Annotated in this window: 19 protein-coding genes and 1 riboswitch; of the genes, 1 reads left to right on the forward strand and 18 read right to left on the reverse strand. The window is 28.7% G+C overall.

The window, feature by feature from the left end:
- Nucleotides 1–94: 94 nt before the first annotated feature.
- The 18 genes from KGF45_RS15665 to purR all read right to left on the reverse strand — a co-directional run bounded on the left by KGF45_RS15665 (nucleotide 95) and on the right by purR (nucleotide 21733).
- A complete protein-coding gene (locus KGF45_RS15665; RefSeq protein ID WP_227829098.1) occupies nucleotides 95–1090 on the reverse strand; it encodes a peptidylprolyl isomerase in 996 nt (331 codons plus the stop codon).
- A gap of 30 nt (nucleotides 1091–1120) precedes the next feature.
- A complete protein-coding gene (mfd, locus tag KGF45_RS15670) occupies nucleotides 1121–4507 on the reverse strand; it encodes a transcription-repair coupling factor (protein WP_227829099.1) in 3387 nt (1128 codons plus the stop codon).
- A gap of 16 nt (nucleotides 4508–4523) precedes the next feature.
- On the reverse strand, nucleotides 4524–5084 hold the full coding sequence (pth, locus tag KGF45_RS15675) for an aminoacyl-tRNA hydrolase (RefSeq protein ID WP_227436306.1): 561 nt from the start codon (nucleotides 5082–5084) through the stop codon (nucleotides 4524–4526).
- A gap of 13 nt (nucleotides 5085–5097) precedes the next feature.
- Nucleotides 5098–5652: a prepilin peptidase gene (locus tag KGF45_RS15680; protein ID WP_227842872.1), complete on the reverse strand. Its 555-nt coding sequence runs from the start codon at nucleotides 5650–5652 to the stop codon at nucleotides 5098–5100.
- A 198-nt stretch (nucleotides 5653–5850) separates the two neighbouring features.
- Nucleotides 5851–6633 (reverse strand): prepilin peptidase, encoded by a 783-nt coding sequence (locus tag KGF45_RS15685; protein WP_227829101.1) that lies wholly within the window; start codon nucleotides 6631–6633, stop codon nucleotides 5851–5853.
- A complete protein-coding gene (locus KGF45_RS15690) occupies nucleotides 6614–7696 on the reverse strand; it encodes a type IV pilus twitching motility protein PilT (RefSeq protein WP_227829102.1) in 1083 nt (360 codons plus the stop codon). Before KGF45_RS15690 ends, KGF45_RS15685 begins: the two co-directional genes overlap by 20 nt.
- A 105-nt stretch (nucleotides 7697–7801) precedes the next feature.
- Nucleotides 7802–9313 (reverse strand): hypothetical protein, encoded by a 1512-nt coding sequence (locus KGF45_RS15695; RefSeq protein ID WP_227829103.1) that lies wholly within the window; start codon nucleotides 9311–9313, stop codon nucleotides 7802–7804.
- A 20-nt stretch (nucleotides 9314–9333) separates the two neighbouring features.
- Nucleotides 9334–9861, reverse strand: coding sequence for a prepilin-type N-terminal cleavage/methylation domain-containing protein (locus tag KGF45_RS15700; protein WP_227842873.1), 528 nt, complete (start codon nucleotides 9859–9861; stop codon nucleotides 9334–9336).
- A 38-nt stretch (nucleotides 9862–9899) separates the two neighbouring features.
- Entirely contained in the window at nucleotides 9900–10466 is a 567-nt protein-coding gene (locus KGF45_RS15705; protein ID WP_227829105.1) for a prepilin-type N-terminal cleavage/methylation domain-containing protein, read from the reverse strand.
- Between the two features lie 26 nt (nucleotides 10467–10492).
- Nucleotides 10493–11401: a type 4a pilus biogenesis protein PilO gene (gene pilO / locus KGF45_RS15710; RefSeq protein ID WP_227829106.1), complete on the reverse strand. Its 909-nt coding sequence runs from the start codon at nucleotides 11399–11401 to the stop codon at nucleotides 10493–10495.
- A complete protein-coding gene (locus tag KGF45_RS15715; protein ID WP_227842874.1) occupies nucleotides 11394–13109 on the reverse strand; it encodes a PilN domain-containing protein in 1716 nt (571 codons plus the stop codon). Before KGF45_RS15715 ends, pilO begins: the two co-directional genes overlap by 8 nt.
- 15 nt (nucleotides 13110–13124) lie before the next feature.
- Nucleotides 13125–14333 (reverse strand): type II secretion system F family protein, encoded by a 1209-nt coding sequence (locus tag KGF45_RS15720; protein ID WP_227829108.1) that lies wholly within the window; start codon nucleotides 14331–14333, stop codon nucleotides 13125–13127.
- 11 nt (nucleotides 14334–14344) lie between these two features.
- Complete coding sequence (locus KGF45_RS15725; protein WP_227842875.1) at nucleotides 14345–16021, reverse strand: GspE/PulE family protein; 1677 nt, start codon at nucleotides 16019–16021, stop codon at nucleotides 14345–14347.
- Nucleotides 16022–16171: 150 nt separating this feature from the next.
- Complete coding sequence (locus KGF45_RS15730) at nucleotides 16172–16693, reverse strand: prepilin-type N-terminal cleavage/methylation domain-containing protein (RefSeq protein ID WP_227842876.1); 522 nt, start codon at nucleotides 16691–16693, stop codon at nucleotides 16172–16174.
- Between the two features lie 156 nt (nucleotides 16694–16849).
- Nucleotides 16850–16935, reverse strand: a riboswitch (cyclic di-GMP riboswitch).
- Nucleotides 16936–17785: 850 nt separating this feature from the next.
- Nucleotides 17786–18736 (reverse strand): ribose-phosphate diphosphokinase, encoded by a 951-nt coding sequence (locus KGF45_RS15735; protein ID WP_227829111.1) that lies wholly within the window; start codon nucleotides 18734–18736, stop codon nucleotides 17786–17788.
- 94 nt (nucleotides 18737–18830) lie between these two features.
- On the reverse strand, nucleotides 18831–20210 hold the full coding sequence (gene glmU, locus KGF45_RS15740) for a bifunctional UDP-N-acetylglucosamine diphosphorylase/glucosamine-1-phosphate N-acetyltransferase GlmU (RefSeq protein ID WP_227829112.1): 1380 nt from the start codon (nucleotides 20208–20210) through the stop codon (nucleotides 18831–18833).
- Between the two features lie 211 nt (nucleotides 20211–20421).
- A complete protein-coding gene (gene spoVG / locus KGF45_RS15745; protein ID WP_003421453.1) occupies nucleotides 20422–20700 on the reverse strand; it encodes a septation regulator SpoVG in 279 nt (92 codons plus the stop codon).
- A 154-nt stretch (nucleotides 20701–20854) separates the two neighbouring features.
- Nucleotides 20855–21733: a pur operon repressor gene (gene purR / locus KGF45_RS15750; RefSeq protein ID WP_227829113.1), complete on the reverse strand. Its 879-nt coding sequence runs from the start codon at nucleotides 21731–21733 to the stop codon at nucleotides 20855–20857.
- 218 nt (nucleotides 21734–21951) lie between these two features.
- Between purR and murC the strand changes: the two genes are divergently transcribed.
- A complete protein-coding gene (gene murC / locus KGF45_RS15755) occupies nucleotides 21952–23304 on the forward strand; it encodes a UDP-N-acetylmuramate--L-alanine ligase (RefSeq protein WP_227829114.1) in 1353 nt (450 codons plus the stop codon).
- Nucleotides 23305–23378 lie beyond the last annotated feature (74 nt).

Consider the following 23378-nt stretch of genomic DNA (forward strand, 5'->3'; position numbering starts at 1 on the left):
AGTTTATTTTTACCATTGTTAAGAAAAATATACAAAAAAAGCTATATCTTCTCCAGATATAGCTTTTTTAAGCATATTACTATTTTTTTAGTTTTTAGATTGTGATTGTATTTATTACTTTTTCATCTTTTTCTACTTTAGCTTCTTTAGTTAATTTTTCTATTTTCTCTTGATATTTGTTTTTTAATAATTGATCTTTTATAGTTTCTTTAGAATCTTCAAATGGGGTTTGTTCATTTACTTTGTCTGTTACTTTGATTATATGGTATCCATATTGAGTTTCAACTAAGTTAGATATTTCACCTTTTTTCATAGAAAATGCTGCTTCTTCAAATTCAGCGACCATTTGACCTCTTGAGAAGAATCCTAATTTACCACCATCACTTGCTGAAGCATCTTGTGAATATTTCTTTGCAACCTTTGCAAAATCTTCACCTGATTTAACTTCTTTAAGGGCTTCTTCAGCTTTTTTCTTAGCTTCTGCCTTTTTCTCTTCTGAAAGTGGTTTATTGTTGTCATCTACTGTTTTTAATAAAATATGAGAAGCTTCTACCTCATCTTTTTTGAATTCATCTTTATGTGCATCATAGTATTTTTTCATTTCTTCATCTGATATTTTAGTTTCTTTAGTAAAATTAGCTTGATAGTTTTGCATAGCTAAATCTTTTTCTTGTTGGTCTTTTAAAAATGTATCATCTATACCTAATTTTTCAAGTTGTTTTTTATAATTTTCATCTTTACTCATAGCATCTTTTAAATCTTTAAAACTTTTTTCAACATCTTCTTTTTTAGGAAGTAAGTTATCTTTTTTAGCTTGTGAATATATAACTTCTGTAGTTATAAGTTGTTCAAGAATTAAGTCTTTAAACTTGTCCTTATACTTTACTCCTTTTTCAACTTCTTTGTCCCAGATGTCTTTTCCATAAGTTTGTTCCATAGAATCTTTGTAAAGAGCTATAGTTTTTTTAAATTCATCTGATGATATTTTTGTACCATTTACTGTTGCTACAGTTCCATCTGTGCTTGCGCTACAAGCTGTTATTGATACTACAACTATCATAGCTATTACTAACGTTATTACTTTTTTCAAATTTAAAACATCCCTTCTTAAATTTACAAGTTATTTGACCTTGCACATTTTTTCTAACAGTTCTTCTAATTCTGTAACTATATTATAACCTATTTTTTGTTTAGTTCTATACTTTGTTATTGGAACTAATAATATTTCATCTTTTACTTGTCTAATTTTTTCTATTTTTAATATCTTACACAACGATTTTATATAAGCTATTGTAAGTAGTGTTTGTACTGGTTTAGGTATATCAGAGAATCTATCTTCAAGTTCTTCTTGTATATCCAACATATCTTCCCTATTTTCAATAGAAGCAATTTTCTTATACATTTCAATCTTAATCAATTCATCCTTAATATAATTGTCTGGAATATATGCATTTACACTTAAATCTATTTCAACATCAATTTCTTCAACAATAGGCTCACCTTTAACCTTTTTAATTGCATCATTAAGCATTTTGACATATAAATCATAACCTATAACTGCCATATGACCATGTTGTTGAGAACCTAAAATATTTCCAGCCCCTCTGATTTCAAGGTCTCTCATCGCTATTTTAAAACCTGAGCCAAATTCTGTAAATTCCCTAATAGCCTTTAATCTTTTTTCTGCTATTTCACTTAAAGTTTTATCTTTTTCATACATGAGATAGGCATATCCTTGTCTGGAACTTCTTCCAACTCTACCTCTTAACTGATATAACTGAGCTAATCCCATTTTATCTGCATCGTATATAATCATGGTGTTTGCATTGGATATATCCATACCTGTTTCTATTATTGTAGTACACACTAGCACATCATAGTCTTTATTTAAAAATCCTAAGATTATATTTTCTAGTGACTTAGAAGTCATTCTTCCATGTGCAACAGCTACTCTAGCATCTGGGACAAGCTTTTGAATCATACTTGCCATTTCTTCAATATGCTCAACTCGATTGTATACAAAGAATACCTGTCCACCTCTACTTAATTCTCTTTCTATTTCATCTTGAATTACGCTTTCCTTACTCTCAGTAACATATGTTATTACAGGATGTCTTTCTTGTGGGGGTTCTTCTATAACACTCATATCTCTTATCCCACTTAAAGACATATGTAGAGTTCTTGGTATAGGAGTTGCTGAAAGTGTAAGCACATCTACTGTAGATTTAATTTTCTTTAAAGCTTCTTTGTGTTTTACACCAAATCTTTGCTCCTCATCAATAACTACAAGACCCAAGTTTGGTAAATTTATATCTTTAGATATTATTCTATGAGTACCAATTAGAATATCTACTAACCCTTTTTTAGCATCTTCAATAATCTGCTTTTGTTGTTTTGGAGTCTTGAATCTACTTAAAACTTCCACTCTCAAAGGATAATTTTCAAACCTTTCTTTAAATGTATTGTAATGCTGTTGAGCCAGTATTGTTGTTGGAACTAATACTGCAACCTGTTTTTGGTCCATACATGCCTTAAAAATACTTCTAATTGCTACTTCTGTTTTTCCATAGCCAACATCTCCACAGACAAGTCTATCCATTACTTTACTTGATTCCATATCCTTTTTAGTTTCCTCTATTGCTTTTAATTGGTCTTCTGTTTCTTGATATGGAAACAAGGATTCAAACTCTGCCTGCCATGGTGTATCTTTTGAAAACTTATACCCTTGTATCTTTTCACGTTTTGCATAGAGTTCAATTAAGTCTTTTGTCATATCTTCAATTTCTTTTTTGACTTTTGCCTTTGCCTTTGTCCACTCATTGGTTCCAAGCTTATTTAACTTAACTTTTTCTACCTCTGCACCAATATATTTTTGTACTTTATCCATCTGGTCTATTGGTACATATAAATTATCTCCACCTTGGTAAACTATTTTCATGTAATCTTTTTTGATTGCATTAACTGTAATCTGTTCAATTCCTGTGTATCTACCTACACCACTATTTTCATGTACTACATAATCTCCAACGCTTAAATCTAAAAATGACTCTATCTTCTTTCCTTTTTTTGCTTTTTTATTACTAGTCTTAGAGGCTCTTTTATAAACACCTATCATTTCATTATCTGTTATAACAACAAATTTTATAGATTTATACTGAAAACCACTATTTATATGTGCAGGTACAATTACAATTTGAGAAGATTTAATTTCAATATCTCTATCTTTAGAAACAGTCGTTTCTAAGCCTTTATCCAATAAATCTTTTCCTAATTTATTTGCTCTTTCCAATGTATTTGTAGCCAAAATTATTTTATAACCATTGTATTTCAGCCGATTTAATTCTTCTACAAGTAAGTCTACTTTTCCATTAAATGTAGGTACTTCTCTACTTTCAAAATTTATTATGGATTTTACAGAAAAGTTATTTATAGACTTTGGTAATAGTGAATTTAAGACTACAGACTTGTCTTTTACTAGGTACTCCAAATCTGTATAATGGTATAATAGTTTTCCTTGATTTTTAACAGCCAAACCTCTTTCAAGGTTTAGTTTGTAATTTTCTCTAAACTCATTTAAGTAATTTTCACATCTTTCCTTAAGTCTTGTTATATCATTGATAAATACTATTGCATCATCTGCTAGATAAGTAAATATACTTTTGTTTTCTTCTGGATAGATATAATCTATATAGTTTTCTACACCTTCAAAATAAGTCTTACTTGATATATATTCTATATTTTGAAAGGTTCCTTCATCAGTATTTTTAGTTGTTTCTTTTTTTAACCTAACTAATGCATCTGTAGTTTTTTCTGGATAAATAAATTCTCTTGAAGGAGTTATAGAGAACTGTTGTAACTTATCAATTGATTTTTGAGAAAATACGTCAAAAGTTCGTATGGAATCTATCTCATCATCAAATAATTCCATACGAATCGGATTTGTATACTCAAGTGAGAATACGTCAATAATTCCACCTCTTATACTAAATTGACCAAACCCCTCTATTTTTGAAACTCTTTCATATCCTAAGGAAACTAACTTCTCAGTTAATTTTTCTAAATCTAAACTATCCCCCACTTTGTAATGAGATACACTATCAAGTAAAACTTGTTTTGGTATATATTTTCTTAAAACTGCTTCAATAGAAGTTACTAAAATTATTTTTTCTTTCTTTGCTAGTTTTAACAATACCTTTAATTTTTTTGCTTCTTCGTTTCTGTCCTTTGCATCTAAATGATAAAAGTAAATATCTTGAAATCCTAAATATTCGACTTTATCCCCAACATAAAAATTTAAATCTTCATATACTTTTTTTGCTTCTAAATCACTACTTGTGATAAAAATCATTTGTCGTGACAAATCATTAAACATAGAATATGATATATGAGGTTTTTGTACTGGTAAAAGTCCATTAACCAATAATGAGCCTTTTGTATTTTTTATGCAGTTTATTATATCTTTATACTCTTTTGAGTTCTGCAAAGGATATAAAAAAACATCATTCATTTAAATCTCCCTCTCACTATCCATTGTATTTGTTCATAGACATGTCTATATTTTCTCTTATTATTGAGTCAACAGCACACGCCGCTTTTTCTAGTGCTTCATTTATATTATCAGATTCTTCTTTTCTAAATCTAGAAAGTACAAAATCTGCTAAGTCTTGGCCAACTTCTGGCTTAGATACACCTACTCTTACTCTTGGGAAATCATTTGAACCTAAACACTTCGTTATAGATTTCATTCCATTATGAGTACCACCACTTCCTTTTTTTCTTATACGTATCTTTCCAACATCTAAATCTATATCATCATACACTACTACTATATTATTTAAATCTACCTTATAATATTTATATATATCTATTAATGTTTCTCCACTTAAATTCATATAAGTTTGTGGTTTTACTAGTAATACTTTTTCAGTACCTACTCTGCCTTCGCCAATTAAAGCTTTGTGTTTTATTTTAGTAACACTAATGTTGTATTCTTTTGCAAGAATATCTATGACATCAAATCCAACGTTATGTCTAGTCTTTTCGTATTTTTTTCCTGGATTTCCTAACCCTACTACTACGTACATTTTTTACCTCCTGTTATAGAAATTTATATAACAAACTATAATAAAAATCAAATATATTATACTCTGTAAATATTATTATAATTGTCGCTAGAGAAATAAATGGTGTAAAAGGAATTTGTTTTTTGATATTTATATTTTTAAAAATTTTAATTCCATATAAAATAACAAAAAATAAAAATGCTAAAATAAATGATAAAACTATCACATAAAATCCATAATTATTTCCCAATGCAAAGCAACATAAGCTATAGAGACCTACATCTCCATAGCCTAATCCTTTTGTAAATTTAGCAATAATATAAGGTATAATAAAACCTATTGCCAGTCCAAATATATGACTTATATAGTCAATTTGCACTATATTGCAAAAGATTAAAAAAATTACACCTTGAACTATTATACCACTAACTATTGTTATATCATATACATATATTGTGTAGTAGTCTATAATAGATATAATTATTAAAAATGGAATTAATACTATATATTGTACACATTCTGCACTAATCCCAAATTTTAGATATATTAATACAGATAAAACTACAGTTATTATGTAAATAAAAAGCATATTATACGAATTTTTCTTTACTCCATCACAAAAAATATATAAGGATTTATTTATCAAATATGCAAAAAATAAGGAAATTATTATTATATACTCCATAGTCTACAGTACTCTGTAGTAGGGTTAATAATAATATTGTCCTTATTGATTACTTTAATTCACTTTTATAAAAATTAAAATTACATTAAATTTAACTATCATCTACATAAGTATAGAAAAGTAAAATTCAAGTAATTGTCTTCCAAATAAAATTGTTATCAATGCTCCAATTGATATAAATGGCCCATAAGGTATAACAGAGTTGTATTTCTTTCCCTTTATCTTACTGAAAACTATCACACAAACTCCATATACTGCTCCTACATAAACACTCACTAAAGCTGTTAAAAGACCATTTTTAGTGCCCATATATAATCCTAACATTGCGAATAGTTTAATATCTCCTCCACCCATGCATTCTTTTTTTATTATAAATTCAATTAGAGCTACTATAAGCCAAACACTTCCTCCACATACAAAAGCACCTATAATAGAATCTTTAATTGAAACTTCTTTTAGTAGGAGATTAAAAATTATAGCAAATATAGCTCCAAAAACTAGTATCCTATCTGGTATTATAAAGTGGTCAATATCTATAAATGTTATTACAATTAATAAAGATACAAGAACCAAATAATAAATAGTCGATATAGATATTCCATAAACCATAAACACTGTTAAAAATAAAATTCCTGTAATTAACTCTACTATAGCATATCTGCTAGAAATTTTCTCACCACAATACCTACATTTTCTACCACTCATTAAATAGCTAAAAACTGGTATTAAGTCCATAGGTTTTAGTCTAGTATTGCAACTCATACAATGAGATGGGGGGCTAGAGATAGATATACATTCTGGAATCCTAAAAATACAAACATTAAAAAAACTTCCAAATACTATACCAATTACAAATACATATAAATTAACGACTATAATTTCCATTATAATTTACGCCACCTATCATTCTAGTCATAAATTCTTGGTCGGTACATCTACTAAGTGCCATATCTTTTGTAATCTTTCCATTTTTATAAAGTTCCATCAAATCTTGATCCATAGTTTTCATACCTGCTTTAACTCCAGTTTGTATCATATTTGGAATTTGATATGTTTTTCCTTCTCTTATTAGGTTTTTTATTGCTGGTGTTGCAAACATCAATTCAATTGCAGCTATCCTACCTTTCCCATCTGATGTAGGAAGTAATTGTTGTGATACTACTCCTTCACAAACTGTAGACAATTGAGTTTTTATTTGTTGTTGTTGAGCTGGCTGGAACATGTCCACTATTCTGTCTATTGTCTTAGCAGCACCAACTGTATGTAGTGTTGAAAATACTAGATGTCCTGTTTCTGCGGCTGTTAATGCTATTGACACAGTCTCCGGGTCTCTCATTTCCCCTATTAGAATTACATCTGGGTCTTGACGTAAAATAGCTCTAAGAGCTGAGTGAAAACTTTCTGTATCAGTTCCTACTTCTCTTTGGTTTACTAAACTTTGTTTATGGTGATGGACATACTCTATTGGGTCTTCTAGTGTAATTATATGTTTTTGTTGTGTTTCATTTATTATATTTATCATACTTGCAAGTGTTGTACTTTTACCACTTCCTGTAGGCCCTGTAACTAAAACTAATCCTTTATGTCTTTCAGTAAAGGATTTTATGTTTTCTGGAAGTCCTAGTTTCTCAAAAGTTGGTATTTCTGCTGTTATAGTTCTTATTGCTATTGCATAATTTCCTTTTTGTCTATAGGAATTTACCCTAAATCTTTCTCCAGTTTTTAGAGAAGCTGAAAAGTCAGCTTCTCCATGTTCTTCTATTACTTTAAACATAGATTCCCCAGCTATGTCTTTGGCCATTTGCATTGTTATCTCTGGTGTCAAGATTTGTTCACTTAGCTTTACAAATCCTCCTTTGACTCTAGCTACAGGATTTGTACCAACTGTTATGTGTATATCTGATGCGTTCAATCTTATACCTTGTTCTAATAAATCATAAATATACATAATATTTATTCTCCATATCTTCTATTAGTTTACTTACTTTTTTAGTAATAAATACATAAGGTTATTTTATTACTTAATTTACACTAAATTATCTTTTATTTGTATCTAGTTTATTTTTTTATATGAACTTATGTCATGACTAATTGAAATTATATCTTTTATATTATCGTTATCTGACTCATTTTTCTTGATTTTAAAGTTTACAGTTGCCTGAACTTTATATTTTGAATTTGAATTTACTTCCTCACCTAATCCAGGAATAATTTTTTCGATTTTCTCTGGTTCTATCTCAGTTATTCCATTTTTATCTCCAGTAACTGTAAATTTCATCTCTGTGCTATATCCATTCTCAATTAGATTTAACCAATCTTCTTTTGTCGCATCATATTCAGCTTTATAAAAAGGTATTTTTAAAGATATATCTTCTGTTTTAGCCACCTCTTGAGGTTTTAGTTCTTTTATTCTACATTTTATCTCTGTCAGTGTTTCTCTTTGAAGTTGTTTCAAAGTTTCACTTAATCCAAATGCATCAAAATTTGAAGGTAGCTCTCTGTACATTTCAATTTTGATTTTATTAAACTGCTCTATAATTTCATATAATAGATTCTTGTATTGTACATAATTTTCTGATGTATTTTTTTCTCCTTTAGATATATTTAAACTTAGAACTTCAAACTTTTGTACATTATCAAATAATTTAGTTCTCAAATCATTTAATTCTTTGCTTCTATTTGGAATTTCTTCTATATATTTATTCAATTCATCCCAACATTTACTCCAATTTCTATCAATCAAATCCCTTTGTATCAATTCTAAATATTGTGTTTGATTTGGAATTTCATCTAAAACTTCTACTTTTGACGAATTACGATGAAATATCGTATGCCTATATTCATTCATATTTTGTATAGCTAAAGAAATTTTATCCAAAGCTTTATATGTGTGTATAAACGCATTATCAATATGTTCATCTTTTTCAACATTACCATCTTCTAAAAAGAATTTAAACATCATATCATTTCCTAAAAGCTTTGATTCATAATTAACCATATTATCAATATCTGATTCTAATTTTTGTCGTGTTATATTAGAAATATCACCAGTATTGTATTTCTCACCCAACGCTAATATAAATTTTTTATTTGAATCAATAGAAGAGTAAACCATATTCGCATCACCATCTTGCATAATACCTAATTTTTCTACTTCTATTAGTTCATCTCTTGCTTTCTCTAACTCTTTACAAGCTGTAGCTAGATAATATTTTATATTATTCATATAATTAAGTTGTATTTCTTCAAGATTTTCCTCTTTATCCTCATTTGCTACTGTTCTTGAAGTTACCTTATTTTCCTTATTGTTATCTTTTTTAAACTCATTGTCTATTTTTTCAAGCTCATCATACAATTTTTCATATGCTTTATCAACACTATTTTCCACACAGGTCTCTGCTAAATACTTGGCCTGTATCACCTCATTAGTAGTCTTTGTAGACTTTATTCTATTAGCTATTTGATTTGAAAATGTCACCCCAACAATAGAAAGCAATGCTACTACAACCAAAACTAAAACTAACGCCGCTCCTCTTTCGTTTTTTATCTTATTCCACTTCCTCAAAATCTCACCCCCAAGTAAAATTATTTATCTTTAAATATTTCAGTTACAATTTTAACTTCTTTTTTACTTGAATAGTCATTCATGCTTTTCCCTGTTGCAGTTATTTTGTATATTTGACCACTTTTATCCTCTACAATAACCTTTACTTTGTTTGTAATACTTTCCTTGTCAATTATATTGCCATCTTTATCTTCTATTGTTGTAATCTCTTTATATGGAGTATCATACAAGCTCACATCATCCTTCTTAAGTACTTTATCATATACAACTTTATTTGATTTATCTATTAATTTTTCATATTCCACCGTTCCATCTTCTCGCTTATCTAGACTGTCAAAATCAAATGTTCCACTTTTTATTTTCTCTCTTAAATTCTCTATTTCACTTTGAACATAATTTAAGGAACTTATATCTGCTTCATTTTTAGTGTTGGCCTTTTCATTAGTATTGATAATATTAAAAAATGCAAATAATATAATTCCCATAATTGCCATAGCTACTAATACTTCAATTAAAGAAAATCCTTTTTCATTACTCTTTTTATCCATATTTTATCAACCTACTTATTTTTTAAATAAATTCCCATTTACCCAATTCTTGACATAACATCAAATGTATAAGTCTTATTATTTAAGTTACTGCTTTTCTGGCCTTCTTGAGCTGATTCATTATAATATACACTTACCGTATAAATAGATTTATCAGCTTGTTTTTCTATTTTAAATGGTGTTTCCTTCATTTCTTTATTGTTTTGAACTAATGGTTGCTTAGAGATTATTGCTTCTCTAAGCCCATCTTCAGTATTAGTAGTATTTTCTTGAATTCTTGTTACAGAGTATACTCCTGTATTGTTTTTGGTCTCTATAGATACTTCATACTTCACTATATTCTCTGGAGTTTCTATATTATATTCATAGCCACTACCTGAACTGTTCTTTATTACATCCTTACAGTTTTCTAAGTCTCTATTTAAATATTTATTAATTAAATTAATATTTACCTGAGCATCTGTAATGATTTGTTGTTTTTTTACTGCTGATGTTATACCATTAAATACTTTATAAGAAATGCTTAAAACTATAGTCAATATAAATACAGCCACTATTATTTCTAATAAAGTAAGACCTTTTTCATTGTTTTTGTACAAGTTCATCACCTATCTTTAAAACCTCTTTGGTTTTATTTTGCACTAGATTTAAATGGATTATATTTTCCTGGTCTCCATGAAGATGGATTATCTGTATCAAGTACCATTGTAGTATTTTCTTTCGTATACATTATAAATTTAAACGTAGCCTCTACTACACCTTCTGCTTCTGGAGTCGCTACTTCTTTTTTTGTTTCTTTTTCTGTTGCAGCTCTAAGTACACATGTATTACATAGATAACTTGTTGACCTATCTAAAAGTTTGTCATTCTTAAGAATTTCTCCCTCTTTTATCAATGGACAGTCATTATATAAATGCCATTTATCTTCGCCTTCTACCCAATATATTTTTGTATCTTTATTTATGTTCACATTTTTTATTAGATCTTTATTACTTGTTGTCTCTTGCTCTTCTTTTTCTGGTTCTATATATGAAGTCATAGTATAGTCTAATATCTGAGTAACATTTTTTTGTTCTTCTAAATAAGCCATCAATTTTTTAACATTTCTATAGTCCCCTCTAACACTTATTGTTGTTGATATTCCACAAAAATGTTCATATTCTCTAATGTTTCCAACATCATAGCTAGTTAAGTCAATATTATATGTTTTCATTTTCTTGTCTAAACCAATTAGAAACAGACCATCTTGCATATCATATAATAGATTTTTACTTTTTTCATTTAATTCATTCTCAATATTTTTAAGTTGTTTTTCATATTTTGGCATAAGAGCTGTTTTCTCTTTATATGTATTTAATTTTTGTGTAGCTTGTTTTACAGAATTTTTTGTAGAAACATATTTCTCATATTGTGGATAAAGTCCAAAATATCCATAGGATAAAATAGCAAGTAAAATTACAACTTTTATAAGAATTCCCTTTAGACTAACTTCCATTTTAAATATATCTTTTATATCTTTTTTAAATATGTCCTTATTCATTAGTTAATACACCTTCTTCCAGGTATAATGTCATATTAAATGTATAGTTAGAATCCTCTCCATTGCTTTTTATACTATGCAGTTTAACATCCTCAAAATAATACAATCCCTTTAATTTATATAAAAATTGCCCTACATAAGAAGAATCCTTAGCATTTCCCTCTATATTCAAAACATTTGGTATCTTATCATATAATGGAGTCTTATCATCTGCTTCTGTATTACTATCAGACTCCTCATTACCATTTAACGCCTCTGCCACATTTACAGTTTTATCTTCATTTAAGTCATTACTATTTTTACTTTCATTATTATTACTTTTTGTATTTGTACTTGTTTTAGCTTCATCATTATTTGATTTATTTGTATTAGTTTTACTGTTGTCTGAGCTTTCAGTTTTATTAGTTGTTCCTACTCCTTGATATGTTGTTGATAAGCTTGTCAGTTCAACCCTACTTGGAGTATTTTTATCTATATCATCCAATAGATTTTCCCATTTAACCTTTTTCCCAATTAACATATCATATACCTTTATTTCTTCTGTTTTACTTTGTATCATTTTTTCTATATTTCCAATTTGATAGTAAGCAGATTCAATATTCCTTATTTCATCATTTACATTTTCAAGTTCTTTATTAGCTAAACTGTTTGAAAAAATTAAACATAAATATGGAATAGAAACCACTAAAATAAATACGGGTGCTATCTTCATTACACTTTTTATTTGTTTAGCTTTCATTTGTTTTCTGAGTATATCCATTGGTAGAAAATTTATATTTTCAAAATCTTTTTTTCCTTTAGGCTCTATCATACAACCTAAAAGTTCTACAATTGAATTTATATCATCTTCATCTATATCACCAGATACCATATCAGCTATATCCATTATCTCTGTAAGACCTTGAGAAACATAGTTTGAAAATGCAGAACTAAAAGCCTCATAAATTAATTTATTAGAGTACCTTTTCCCCAATATCAATATAGTATCTGTTACCTTACCAAAGTTTCTTGACGAATAGTAATTCATAAGTCCTTTTGACTCTTCGACCACATTTAATAATTGTATTTCCATATCTTTAGCAGTTATTCTTATCGGTATATTATCACTAATGAATAAAGTATCTTTTTTATATATGTTTATAATTGTGCTATTATCGCTTATATTTGTCACCATTATATCATTGTAATCTAAGTTCTTGAGAATTCTTAAATAGGCAGTTGATAATGTATCTATTCTATCCAATACCAAATCAAATTCATGTATTATATCTACAATTGCATTTATTTCTTCTTTTTTTATAGCTCCAATAATCAGATTTAAACTAGCCTCTTCACCTTCTGACCTATCAGATATCTCACTAGATACTTCATATGAAAATACATACTCATCCGATTCTAAAGCCATCATTTCATCCATTTCTAACTTCATAAATCCATCTAAATCTTTTTTATCCATCTTAGGCAACTTTTGAGGTTTTAGAATTACATCTCTCGTATTCAAACAAAACACTATGTGTTTTGATTTTAACTTTACATTTTCTAATGCATATCTCAATAGAGCATACTTTTCTTTAGAAAAATCTTGAGCAATATCCTCTATTGAAAATACATTAAAGTTTTTTATATAAAACGTATCTTTATCATGTTTGTATCTGCCTTCAACTATGGATATAGAATCACCATAATATGATACATAAACCTTATTCATTTGTTGTTTTCCCTCCTACATAGCATCATATATACTAAGCATTGGCATGAATATTGATACAACCAGTACCGCAACTATAATACCAACTGCTATTATTAAAACAGGTTCTATCATTGATGCCATTCTATTTAGATAAATTTCGGATTCATATTCATAGAATTCAGCCATCTGTCTACTTATGTTCTCTAATTCCCCTGTCTGCTCCCCTATTGCTATCATCTGCACTAAAACTGAATCAAAATACGTATATCTTTGTAAGTTTTCTGCTAGACCTTCACCTCTTGTTATTCCATCTTTTGCTGATGTTAAAATCTTTTCTGCCATAGTATTATTTACACTATCTATGATATAATCAAGCCCTTGTACTAATGGATATCCTGTTGATACAAATAGATACAATGCTCTTGAAAATCGTGTAGCCACCATGCAGTTTATCCCTTTTCCCAAAACAGGAATTTTATTTATAACTCTATCCTTTTGAGCTCTACCAACTGGTGTTTTTAGATACTTCTTAAATTGGTAAATAGACAATATAATAGCTAAAAGTACTATTGGCCAAAATGTCTTCATAAACGTACCAAATCCCATAACAATCCTTGTTATAAGTGGAAGAGTAGCACCTACTGTTGTAATTGAATTAATCATCTTAGGTACCATAAATGCTGTAAATATAAAAATCATTATAAATGAAGAAATCAAAACTATTAATGGATATGTAGCCGCATTTCTAAGTTTTTGCTTAACTCTATGCTCACTGGAATAAAATGAAGCCATACTTTTTAATACTTCATCTAGTTTACCTGTAGCTTCACCTGTAGCTACCATGGCACCAAGTAACTTTGGAAACTTCGACTTTGGTGCAAGCATTGAATCAGCAATAGTAGAACCTACTTTTATCTCTGCTACTATACGATTTATTTCTTCTCTTAATGTAACATTAGTTGACCTTCCTGCTAATGTTTCTAATCCAGAAATACTATTTATACCAGAAGACACTATAATAGCAAACTGTCTGCAAAAGTGGCTTATCTGGTCAGCCCCTAAGTCTTTTCTTCTCTTTCTAGAAGATATATTTATATTTTTACTTTTACTTTCTTTGATTTCAAGAACTCTAAGATTTCTTTTTCTAAGAAGACTTTTAGCTTCATTAAAATCATTAGCTTCAATCACATCAGTTTGCTTTTTCCCATCCTCTTTTATTATTGTATACTTAAAACTTTTCATAATATCATCCTTTAATCAGTCATCAAAATTATTCTAATCATTTCTTCTACTGTTGTCTTTCCACCTAAAACCTTTTTAACTATATCCTCTTTTAGACTAACCATACCTTGTTTTTTAGCTAACTTTAAAATTTCTCTTTGATTTGCAGAGGAATCTATTAGCTCTTTTATTTCTGGTGTAATTTCAAGCATTTCAAATATACCTAGACGTCCCTTATATCCAGTATTATTACATCTTTCACAGCCCTGCCCTTTATAGATAGTTACTGATTCGTTTATATCAATACCAAGAGCCTTTTTTTCTCCAGTATCTGCCTCATATGAAACTCTACAATGCTCACATATTTTTCGTGTCAGTCTTTGAGATATTACCCCTAAAAGAGATGAAGTTATCAAAAAACTTTCCACATCCATATCCAAAAGACGTGAAATTGCTCCAACTGCTGTATTTGCATGTAATGTGCTTAAAACTAAATGTCCTGTAAGAGAGGCTCTAATTGCTATTTCGGCAGTTTCTGTATCTCTTATCTCTCCAACCATTATTATATCTGGGTCTTGACGCATAAAAGCTCTAAGCCCACTAGCAAAAGTAAGTCCTGCCTTTTCATTTATTTGAGATTGATTTACACCAGGTAATTCATACTCTATAGGGTCTTCTATTGTCAATAAATTTCTATTTTCTGTATTCAATTGATTTAGCATTGAATATAATGTAGTAGTTTTTCCACTTCCAGTAGGTCCAACAACTAATATAAGCCCATAAGGGGTATTTATTAACTCGTCATATATCTTAGAGCCATGTTCATCTATTCCTAGTACTTCTTTACTTACCATAAAATTACTCTTATCAAGTACCCTCATGGCTATCTTTTCATCCCTATTGGTTGGCATTGTAGAAACCCTAAAATCTATCGGTTTATTATCTACTTTTAAATATATTCTACCATCTTGTGGAATCCTCTTTTCAGATATATTTATATCTGACATTATTTTTATACGACTTATTACTGCCTTGTATGGCGCAGAGTTCATCCTCATATATTCTCTTAACATTCCATCTATCCTAAATCTAACACGCATGTAATTTTCACTTTGTTCTATATGTATATCACTTGCTTCCATCCTAACAGCATTTTCTAGTATATTATTTACTAGCCTTACTATTGGAGCAGCATTTACATCCTCTTCAAGGATTACTGTTTCTCTAATTCCACCAGTCTTGTTTTTGTTGTATTCAGTCATTGCTTTATTTATTTCTGAATGTGCATAGGCATGACCTATTGCTTTGTTTATATCTTCTGCACTTGATATAAATATTTCGACATCTTTACCTGACATACGTCTTACATCTTGAACTGCTTCTCTATCTTGTGGGTCTGACATGGCTAAACATATTTTATTTCCATCGATTTTGAATGGAAATACAGTATATCTTTTGCATATATTTTCTGGAACCATCTTTGTAGCTAATGTATCTATTTCTGTTCCTTCTAAAAATACACTTTCTATATCTAAAAGTTCTTTTAATACACTTATTAATAAGTTACTATCTATAAGTCCTTCTTGTACTAGAAATTCTCCTAGTCTTTTTCCACTATTTTTTTGCTCTGATAATGCCCATTTAAGCTGGTCTTCTGTTATGTATCCTTTTTCAACCAGTTTGTCTCCTATTCTAACTTTTTTAGCCACAGATTTCACTCCTTTACTATTTTAATTATACCACCATTTATGATTGGGTATTAAATAAAATAGTATAAAAAGACAGGAAGATTTTCTTCCTGCCTTTTTATGATACTTTTTATTGAATCTATAATATTTTTTATAAAAATGTATACTTAATTATTTTTTTGAATCCATCACAGTATTATCTATAAGAACTATATATAGAGCTTCATTATTTACTTTTGTAGCACTTGTTAATGGACTTCCAAGATTATCAGTTGAAACACCTGTATATATTTTCTTTTCGCCTATATCACTCAATAATTTTGCTGATTGTGCTTCTGTTAATGTAACTCCATCACCATCTTTACCTATCTGTAATACTAATTTATTACCAACTTTAATCAATTCATATTTTCCACCTATATCTGCTTTATCAGGAAGAGATTCCATATAATCGTTTAAGCTAGTTAAACCAGTTTTATCTCCTGTTGTAACTGGTATCTTATTAGTATCTGAATAATAAGATAATGCTGCACTCTTAACTGAACTATAATCAGACTCAACACTTGCTACCTTAGCCTTGTTTATATTACTAAATAAAGCTGGAACTGCTACCACTGCTAATATTCCTATAATTGCAATTACTACCAATAATTCCACTAAAGTGAAACCTCTTTTATTCTTTCTTAACTTCATTTTTATTCCCCCTCAATTTTTAAATTAATACTTACTTATAATATATCTGGTTAAAAATCTAAGTAAAATTATTTACACGTACTAACCAGATTTATTTCTAGCATATAACCATTTTTTTGAACAAAAAAAGCTATGAAAATAAAAGTATCATAAATACAATTTCATAGCCGGTTGCACCACTAACTCAATATGTTCCAAGGTGCCCACATTACAGAACATACGTCAACGTTTCTATTTTATTAAATTTAGAATGATATATAACTAATAATAGAGATACATATCCACTTATATTATATAATAGTTACCACATTTTAGCAATACAGTTTATATTATTTATATATACCAAATTTTCACATGTTCAAACATAATTTCTTAAAGTAACTATACTATACAAAAAAAGAAACATCTCCCTACAATTATCATATATCGTAAGGAGATATTTATAAATTATCATTTAGTTTTATCATTGTCATTTCCATCCTTTGCTAATATTTATTTGAAAGCTAAAAGCTATTACAATATAGTATTTTATTAAAAACATCTATATATAAACATTCTATATTCTTGCAGTTATGATTCAGTCACAATCACTATATAAATGAAACTCTTCATTTACAGGTATGCTTATTGTGCAAAATTACTTTCTTTACAGTAACTTTATATAATCCAGAACCCTATCACAAACACTAAAGATATAGAATAGATACTATTTTCAATTCTTATAAATAAACTTTCAATAGATTTTTATATTTACTTTAGATTGTGACTAAATCACTTAATTATTAGGGGTTCATCTTCATTCCTTCCCATTGGAAACACCTCTTTCTTTAATTTATATTTACATAATACTACATAATTCAATTTTTTTCAATACTTTTTCTAAATATTTTTTATATTCATAAAATTCATAATTTTGTATTTTTTATTAAATTTAGTTTTTAATTACTTATCTACATGTTTTACAAGAAACATTTACTTTTACATACACACATACAGATCCAATAAATTATAATAATACATAAATTAGATATCAAAAAAGAGTTGCTTAAAAAACTTATATCTTTTTTAAGCAACTCTTATAAATCTAATTAATTAAAATAATTTACTTACTGATTCATTAGAGAATATCATTCTTATAGCATCTCCAAATAAAGGAGCTACTGTTTTTATTTTTATCTTATCTATTCTTTTTTCTTTAGGAAGTTGTATAGTATCAAGAACTATTAACTCACTTATTTCTGAATTAGAAATTCTTTCAATAGCTGGTCCTGATAATACACCATGAGTACAACAAGCATAAACATCTTTTGCCCCAAACTCTTTAAGTGCATTTGCAGCATTAACTATTGTTCCTGCTGTATCTATCATGTCATCTAATAGTATAACATTTTTACCTTTAACATCACCTATTAAGTTCATAACTTCACATACATTAGCTTTTGGTCTTCTCTTATCTATTATAGCTATTGGAACTTCTCCATTTAAAGTATTAGCAAATTTTCTTGATCTAGTAACACTTCCTAAGTCTGGAGATACTACTACTAAATCTTCTATTTTCTTTTCATTGAAGTAATTTGCTAATATTGTTCCACCTAGTAAGTGGTCTAATGGTATATCAAAGTATCCTTGTATTTGAGCAGCATGTAAATCCATTGTTAATACTCTATCTGCTCCAGCAGCAGTTATTAAGTTTGCAACTAATTTAGCAGTGATTGGATCTCTTGCCTTAGCCTTTCTGTCTTGTCTTGCATATCCATAGTAAGGAATAACTGCTGTTATTCTTCCTGCTGATGCTCTCTTTAATGCATCAATTAAGATTAATAACTCCATTAAGTTATCATTTACTGGACTATTAGTAGATTGTACTACAAACACATCACAACCTCTTACTGTCTCATTCATGTTTACACATATTTCACCATCACTAAACGTACCTACTTCACAGTCTAGCACTGATACACCTATATAGTCAGCTATTTTTTGTGCTAACTCTTTCGATGAATTACCTGCAATAATTTTAATCTCGCTTCCGCTAGTATTCATTTATGTAACCCTCCTGAAAATTTTAAAATCCTAATGAATATAATTTATAATAATTTCGAGCTAATTTTATTAGCCAAAATAATAAACTAAATAACTATTTACTTTGGTTATCTTTTTGATTCTTCTTTTCTACCCATCCTTCTTTAACAACTTGTCTTTGTCTTGCTATTGCTAAAGCTCCATCTGGGACATCATGTGTTATTGTTGAACCTGTAGCTATATATCCTTTTTCCTCTACAACTACTGGTGCAACTAAATTAGAATTTGAACCTATAAACGCATCGTCTTTTACTATTGACTTAAATTTATTTTTACCATCATAGTTTACAAATACTACTCCACATCCAATATTTACATTTTTACCAACATGTGCATCTCCTATATAAGAAAGATGAGATGCTTTTGAACCATCTTCTATAACAGCATTTTTTACCTCTACAAAATCACCTATTTTTACATTGTTTCCTAAGTTAGTTTTTGGTCTTAGATATGCATATGGTCCAACAGTAGTATTATCTCCAACTTTACTATCAAGTATAGTTGAATTTTTTATTTCTGTTCCAGTTCCTATTTCTGAGTTTGTTATAGATGAGTTCATTCCAATTATACAATCTGAACCTATCTTTGTTTTACCTTGTAACATAACACCTGGATATATTATAGTATCATTACCTATCTCAACATCAGATTCTATATAGGTAGAGTTAGTGTCTATTATAGTCACTCCATTTACCATATGAGATTCATTTATTCTTTTTCTCATAATTTCTTCTGCCTTTGATAATTCCACTCTTGAGTTAACACCCATAAGTTCTTCAATAGTTGAACCTGCAAATGCACCAACTTTTAAGCCTTTGTCTCTCATTATTTTAGCAGTATCAGTTAAATAATATTCACCTTGTGCATTGTTATTATTTAACAAATCTAATGCTTCTCTAAGACTCTTTCCATTAAAACAGTATATCCCAGAATTTATTTCACTTATCATTTTTTCTTCTGAATTTGCATCTTTTTGCTCCACTATTTTAAGAAGGTCCCCCTTCTTATCTCTTATTATTCTACCATAACCTGTTGGATTTCCAACTTTTGTTGTAAGAACTGTGGCATGATATTTATTTTCTATATGGAAATCAAATAATTTCTTTAATGTTTCTTCCTTTATAAGTGGAGTGTCTCCACAAAGTACAACTATTACATCTTCATCATTTATATATTCTTTAGCCATTTTTACAGCATGTCCTGTTCCAAGCTGTTCTGTTTGCATAGCTATCATAGTTTCTTCTGCAAGTTTTTCTTTTACTACATCCGCTTCATGCCCCAAAATTACAACAGTATCCTTTACGCCTGATTTTTTTGAAACATCTATAATATGGTTGACCATTTCTTTTCCGCATACTTTATGTATAACTTTTGGGTATTTAGACTTCATTCTTGTTCCTTTGCCAGCGGCAAGGATTATAGCTTTAAAGTTCATTGATACACTCCATTCAATCTAATTTAATTTTATTCGTATTATTATCTCAATCAATATACATTATAATACATTTATTTAACAATTTGTATACAACATATACATTATCACTAATAATATAGCACTTTTTTACTAAAAAGTACATATTTTAATGCAAATTCTACATTTAAAAAGAGCCTAAATGTTCGGGCTCTCTCCATTTTTATATTTATTGTTATTCAGCAGCTACTTCCCATTGAACTAATGCTTCATGATACGCTTGTAAAACTGCATCTTCTAAAACTTGTCTCATTTCTGCATTTATTGGATGAGCTATGTCTCTGAAATTTCCTTCGCCTACTTTTCTGCTAGGCATTGCTATAAATAACCCATTGTGGCCTTCTATAACTTTTATATCATGTACTACAAACAAATTATCAAAAGTTATTGACACTATACATTTCATTTTACCTTCTTCTGTTAATTTTCTTACTCTTACGTCAGTTATCTTCATACCAATATATCCCCCTTTGATTTTGACAGAAATTAATTTATATTAAAATTATTATTGTTGGAATAAATTAATATAAACTGTTTTTTAAGTAATTCTATGGACAACTAGGGATATCCTCTTTTTATTTTTACATATTTTTCTAAATATTTTTTTATTAATCTTCATCTATCTCAAATTCAAATTCTGAATCATTTTCCCCATCTAAGTCTTCATTTCTATATTCATATTTAAAAGTTTTTAAGTTTGGTTCAACTACTATTTTATCTCCAGTAACATCTAACTGAATTAGTGATATATAATCTTTTACCATTTTTTCTGAAGGATTTGTTGTAGATATGAATACTCCAGTACCTATAACCTCTGCTCCAAATTCATTCATAAGGTCTACCATTCCTTTTATAGTACCTCCACCCCTCATGAAATCATCTATAATTATAACTTTACTATCTGGTTTAAGAGCCTTTCTTGGTAAACTCATACTCTCAACCTTCGAATTATTTCCACTTACATATGTCATACTAAGGGTAGGACCTTCTGATACTTTTATATCTTTTCTTATTATAACTAGAGGTAAATTCATAGCCTTTGCAGTCATAAGTGCCATAGGTATACCTTTTGTTTCCATTGTTACAACATAATCTGCGTCTACATATTCAATGTTTGAAGCAAATATTTTTCCTATCTTAGCAGCTATTGTAGGGTCATAAATTAAATCAATTAAGTATAAAAAACCGCCAGATAGTATTCTAGATGTGTCACATATTTTCTCGCACAATTCCATTAAAAACTCTGCATTTTCTGCTATAGAAGTTTTAGGTATATATTTTACTCCTCCTGCTGCTCCTGAGATAGTTATAACTTTACCTAAGTGTAGTTTTTCAAATACATTTTTTACAACTAATAAATCTTCACTTATTGTTGATTTTGCTGCATTAAATTGATTTGTAAAATAACTTAATGTATATATTTTATTTGGGTTATCAGATAGTATTTTAACTATTGCCCCAATTCTCTCTGTTCTTTTAAATTTCATTACTATTTCCTCCTGCCAGTACCTTTATATAACGTTAAACTAACTAATGCATAACAATTCGTATTGTGGTATAATATTACTTATGTTTTATTATATTCAAAAATAAAATACATATAATATTATATGCATATTAATTATAAAATATTGAACATTATATTATTATACCACAAAAATAGTTCATATTGTAGGACTTAATTAAAAAGAAAGGTGGTTTTATTATGAATATACACTTTATAGGAATTGGCGGTATCAGCATGAGTGCATTAGCCGAAATATGTATCAATAAGGGTTATCAGGTTTCAGGTTCGGATTCAAACGAATCATACCTATTAGACAAACTTAGGGATCAAGGGGCAACTATCTATATCGGTCAAAAAAAAGAAAATATATCAGATGATGTAAATATGGTTGTTTATACTGCAGCAGTTCACCCAGACAATGAAGAACTTATAGCTGCTCGAGAAAAAAATAAATTAATAATGAACAGAGCTACTTTTTTAGGTCAGATTATGAGGGAGTATAAAAACTCTATAGCAGTTTCTGGGACACATGGAAAAACTTCTACAACATCTATGCTGTCTACAATTTTTGAATATGCAGACTTAGACCCTACTATATTGGTTGGTGGTAACTTAAGTATGATAGGCGGTAATGTTAAGATAGGTAATTCTAACCACTTTATAACTGAAGCATGTGAATATGTAGATAGTTTCCTTAATTTTAATCCTAAGATATCTATAGTTTTAAATGTTGAGGAAGACCATCTTGATTATTTCTCTGGTATAGATGAAATCAAAGCTTCGTTTAACAAATTTGGTAAACTTTTACCTCCAGATGGATATTTCATAATAAATGGTGATGATGAAAATGTTGATGACATATTGTACGATGTTAAAGCTACTATTATAAAATATGGTAGAGATTCTGACAATGATGCTGTTATAAAAGATATACATTTTGACAATGGTGGTCACGGAATATTTAAAATAGAGTACCAAGGAAAAGATTTAGGAGAATTTGAACTTTCTGTATATGGCCTTCATAACATATACAATGCTTCTTCTGCTATAATGGCAGCTCTTGTTTCTGGTATTGATTTAGAGACTATAAGAAAAAATATAAAAATATATAAAGGCGTAGGAAGAAGATTTGAATCTAAGGGATATTACAAAAATGCCTTAGTAATAGATGATTATGCACATCATCCAACTGAGCTAAAGGCTACTTTAGCTGCTGCTAAAAAGTTAAAAAAATCAACTTTATGGTGCATCTTCCAACCGCATACTTACACTAGAACAAAATCTCTTTTAGGTGAATTTTCAGAAGCTTTCTATGCAGCTGATAAAGTTATAATAACAGATATATATGCTGCAAGAGAAGATGACCCAGGAGATATACACTCTAAAGACTTAGTTGAAAAATTATATCAAAACAATGTAGATGCTATCTACATAAAAGAATTTGAAGATATAGTAAAATATTTACGTGAAAATGTTAATGATAATGATTTAGTAATAACTGCTGGTGCTGGTCCAATATATAAGGTTGCAGACTTACTAGTTGAAAAATAGTATGTAACTAAAAATAACATATAAAAATTAATTTAGGCTATCAAATGATATAATCACTTGATAGCCTTCTTAAT

Source organism: Clostridioides sp. ZZV14-6154, assembly GCF_020657785.1.
In the GTDB taxonomy this organism is placed as follows: Bacteria; Bacillota; Clostridia; order Peptostreptococcales; family Peptostreptococcaceae; genus Clostridioides.